This window comes from Chitinophaga sp. (assembly GCF_036569125.1).
Lineage (GTDB): Bacteria > Bacteroidota > Bacteroidia > Chitinophagales > Chitinophagaceae > Chitinophaga.
In genome coordinates, this window is the sequence record NZ_DATCRF010000433.1 from 1 (window position 1) to 2105 (window position 2105).

Below are 2105 nucleotides of genomic sequence, written 5' to 3' on the forward strand. Positions count from 1 at the left end.
TTAAACGGGAAAGAGAGCTGGGCATGACGCCTGTGCTTCCTGCTTTTACCGGCCATGTTCCGGCGGCGTTTAAGAAAAGATTTCCGGGCGCAAAGCTGAAAGCAACCAACTGGACAAACGGTTTTTCCGATACCTATATCCTGGATTCGGAAGACCCGTTGTTCGCCACCATCGGGAAGAAATTCCTGGAAGCGCAAACCCGGCTGTTTGGTACCGATCACTTATATTCCGCCGATACGTTTAATGAAAATGAGCCTCCTTCTGATGATCCTACCTTTCTGTCAAAGCTGAGCGCAAGGATCTATGAAGGCATGCGGCAGGCAGATACTGCGGCTGTTTGGGTGATGCAGGGCTGGCTGTTCTACAGCGACCGGAAGTTCTGGAAAGCGCCGCAGATAGAAGCCCTGCTAAAGGCCGTTCCCGATAATAAAATGATCTTGCTGGACCTGGCCGCAGAAATAGAACCTGTATGGAAAAGAACCGCTGCATTCTATGGCAAACCCTGGATCTGGAACATGCTTAACAATTTTGGCGGCAACGTAAACCTTTTCGGAAGAATGGATGGCGTTGCCAGCGGGCCCGCCATGGCGTTAAATGACAGCGCTTCCGGACGTTTATCGGGCATTGGCTTAACCATGGAAGCCATTGAACAGAATCCCGTGATCTATGAGCTGATGATGCAGCATACCTGGCAAACAAAACCGGTTGACCTGAATGAATGGCTGAAAAAATATGTGCTGAACCGTTATGGCGTTGCCAGTGACAGTTTGGTAAAAGCCTGGCAGGTATTAAGGGCTACCGCTTACAATGGAAAAGATATAAGGGATGGCGCGGAATCAATTATTACCGGCCGGCCCACCTTTGATTCAACCACCGTATGGACACGTACCCGGCTCAATTACCCGCCCGGAGAGCTGCTGCCCGCATGGGACCTGTTCATTCATGCTGCAAAGAACGGTGTGAATACAGACGGTTTCCGCTATGACCTTGTTGATATTACCCGGCAGGTGCTTGCCAATTATGCGCTTCCCTTACAGGCAAAATGGAAAAGCGCTTTTAAGGATAAGGACAGTACTGCATTTGCAGCATACAGCCATCAGTTTTTGCAGCTAATGAGTGATATGGATGCCCTGCTGGCTACCCGTAAAGATTTTATGCTGGGCCCCTGGATCGCAAGCGCACGCCGCTGCGGTACTACCCCCGCAGAAAAAGCCCTGTATGAACGTAATGCCCGCGACCTGGTAACGCTGTGGGGCGATGCGGAAAGTCCCTTACATGAATATGCCAACCGGCAATGGAGCGGGTTGATAAATGATTTCTATAAAAAAAGATGGGCGCAATTCTTTCAGATGCTGCAACAATCGTTACGTACGCAAACGGAACCTGATCTTAAACTTTTTGAACAGCACATTAAGCAGTGGGAGTGGAGCTGGGTGAATGAGCAAAAAGCATTTCCCGTACAGCCGGCAGGCAGCAGCATAGCCAAAGCGCTGCAGGTGTATGAAAAGTACAGGTCTGAAATTGGAGGGGCATATGGATATTAAAAACGGTTACACTATTCCTGCTATGGATAATACTACCCGGAAACAAAGACTTGTTTCGTTAGACGCATTACGCGGGTTTGATATGTTCTGGATCATGAGCGGCGAGCGTATTTTTCATGCCCTTGCGAAAGCTACCGGCTGGCCGGTTTTTATATGGATCTCAGCCCAGCTGCACCATACGGTATGGAACGGTATTACGTTCTATGATATGATCTTTCCGCTGTTCCTTTTTATTGCGGGAGTATCCATGCCCTATTCATTACAAAAGAAAGTGGCATTGGCAGATGTGCGTTATCCCTCGCAGCTGCCTGCCAGGGAAAAGAATAAGCTGTATCTGTCAATGCTCCGGCGTACCTGCATACTGATCTTACTGGGTATGATCGTAAACGGCCTGCTGAAATTTGACGGGTATGAAAATACCCGTTTTGCCAGCGTGCTTGGGCGCATTGGCCTTGCATGGTTCTTTGCGGGGCTTATATATCTTAATTGCAAGCCTAAAGCGCAGGTATTATGGCTGCTGGCTTTGTTATTGGGTTACTGGGCGCTTATGATGTGGGTGCC

The 2105-nt window shown here is 49.1% G+C and carries 2 protein-coding genes; both read left to right on the plus strand.

Annotated features, from left to right (window positions below; translation table 11 throughout):
* Nucleotides 1–1544 (plus strand): alpha-N-acetylglucosaminidase (locus VIM87_RS16150; RefSeq protein ID WP_331997992.1); only part of this gene is annotated, 1544 nt, incomplete at its 5' end.
* A partial coding sequence (locus VIM87_RS16155) for a DUF5009 domain-containing protein (protein WP_331997993.1) occupies nucleotides 1501–2105 on the plus strand: 605 nt, incomplete at its 3' end. The genes VIM87_RS16150 and VIM87_RS16155, both read left to right, overlap by 44 nt.